Source organism: uncultured Psychrobacter sp. (genome assembly GCF_947488565.1).
Taxonomy (GTDB): domain Bacteria; phylum Pseudomonadota; class Gammaproteobacteria; order Pseudomonadales; family Moraxellaceae; genus Psychrobacter; species Psychrobacter saeujeotis.
In genome coordinates, this window is sequence record NZ_CANKZC010000013.1 from 1 (window position 1) to 2,326 (window position 2,326).

The 2,326-nt window shown below is 47.2% G+C and carries 2 tRNA genes and 1 rRNA gene; all 3 read right to left on the minus strand.

Annotation, left to right across the window (positions count from 1 at the left end):
* Positions 1–1,718 (minus strand): 23S ribosomal RNA (locus Q0890_RS13585); the annotation flags it as partial.
* Positions 1,719–2,045: 327 nt separating this feature from the next.
* Positions 2,046–2,121 (minus strand) — tRNA-Ala (locus Q0890_RS13590).
* A 128-nt stretch (positions 2,122–2,249) separates the two neighbouring features.
* A tRNA-Ile gene (locus tag Q0890_RS13595) sits at positions 2,250–2,326 on the minus strand.

Genomic DNA, 2,326 nt, shown 5'->3' on the forward strand with positions numbered 1-2,326 from the left:
CAACAGCTCAAGGAGCAAGTCCTATCACCACCAACAGCGTACCTTCTCCCGAAGTTACGGTACCATTTTGCCTAGTTCCTTCAGCAGAGTTCTCTCAAGCGCCTTGGTATTCTCTACCTGATCACCTGTGTCGGTTTAGGGTACGATTCGTTTATGACTATCGCTTAGAAGCTTTTCCTGGAAGCCTGGTATTTGCCACTTCGTCCTACAAGTAGGACTTGCTATCAGATCTCGGTATATAATAGCCCGGATTTACCTAAGCTATAAACCTACATCCTTTCACCTAGATAACCATCACTAGGCTGACATAACCTTCTCCGTCCCTCCATCGCATCATAAACAAGTATCGGAATATTAACCGATTTCCCATCGACTACGCCTTTCGGCCTCGCCTTAGGGGTCGACTCACCCAGCCCCGATTAACGTTGGACTGGAACCCTTGATCTTCCGGCGTGGATGCTTTTCACACCCATTATCGTTACTCACGTCAGCATTCGCTCTTGTGATACCTCCAGCACACTTTACAATGCACCTTCTCAGGCTTACACAACGCTCCCCTACCACTTGAAAACAAATTCAAATCCGCAGCTTCGGCTCCTAGTTTGAGCCCCGTTACATCTTCCGCGCGGGCCGACTCGACTAGTGAGCTATTACGCTTTCTTTAAAGGATGGCTGCTTCTAAGCCAACCTCCTAGCTGTCTATGCCTTCCCACCTCGTTTCCCACTTAACTAGGAATTTGGGGCCTTAGCTGGCGGTCTGGGTTGTTTCCCTCTCCACAATGGACGTTAGCACCCACTGTGTGTCTCCCGGATATCACTCATCGGTATTCGGAGTTTGCATCGGTTTGGTAAGTCGGTATGACCCCCTAGCCGAAACAGTGCTCTACCCCCAATGGTGTTCGTCCGAGGCGCTACCTAAATAGCTTTCGGGGAGAACCAGCTATCACCGAGTTTGATTAGCCTTTCACCCCTATCCACAAGTCATCCCCTGGCTTTTCAACGACAGTGGGTTCGGTCCTCCGGTGCCTGTTACGGCACTTTCAACCTGCTCATGGATAGATCACTCGGTTTCGGGTCTATACCCTGCAACTCGTCGCCCTATTAAGACTCGGTTTCCCTACGGCTCCCCAAAACGGTTAACCTCGCTACAGAATATAAGTCGCTGACCCATTATACAAAAGGTACGCGGTCACCATGCAAGATGGCTCCCACTGCTTGTACGCACACGGTTTCAGGTTCTATTTCACTCCCCTCACAGGGGTTCTTTTCGCCTTTCCCTCACGGTACTGGTTCACTATCGGTCAGTCAGGAGTATTTAGCCTTGGAGGATGGTCCCCCCATCTTCAAACAGGATTTCTCGTGTCCCGCTCTACTTAATATGTCAACACTAGAATTTAAAATACGGGGCTATCACCCACTATGGCCAGCTTTCCCACACTGTTCTTCTATTCTAGTATCAATCGGCTTCTCCCCGTTCGCTCGCCGCTACTTGGGGAATCTCATTTGATGTCTTTTCCTAAGGGTACTGAGATGTTTCACTTCCCCTCGTTCGCTTCCTAATAAATTAGGATACCTACCTTATGGTAAGTGGGTTTCCCCATTCAGAAATCTCCGGATCACAGGATATTGCCGCCTCCCCGAAGCTTATCGCAGGCTGTCACGTCTTTCATCGCCTCTGACTGCCAAGGCATCCACCATGTGCGCTTAATTACTTGACCATACAACCCCAAAGGGTCTATTAGTTTCGCAATTATAACGATATCACCTATGTTTACGCTTGATTCAGTTCTCTTTACTTTTTTAATAATCAACCCTTGGGATAACAAACAATGTCGTTAAAAGGTTGATTATTAAGGTTAGAAAGGGCGCGTGAACACGCTCTTTCTAACCCAGACTCATATCTATGTTTTTAAATAGTTCTTACTCTCTCGTCGAGTAGTAAGTTCTGTATAAAACAGAAAGAAATAATCAGTATCTTATCTATGGTAGTTAGATAAGCGAATCATTCGTTTCTATTTAATACTTATCGCATCGCTGTCTACTGATGGTGGAGCCAAACGGAGTCGAACCGTTGACCTCCTGCGTGCAAGGCAGGCGCTCTACCAACTGAGCTATGGCCCCTGAGAAGCGTTAATAAATTGCACTGCAATTTTAGCTTCGCAAGGAAAATCCTTTAAATAGGATTTTCAAAAGCTCTAATTACTTTTAACTTATGCAATATAGCCGCTGTAGCACTGTACCAAATAAAGTGGTAGGCCTGGGCAGACTTGAACTGCCGACCCCCGCGTTATCAACACGGTGCTCTAACCAGCTGAGCTACAGGCCT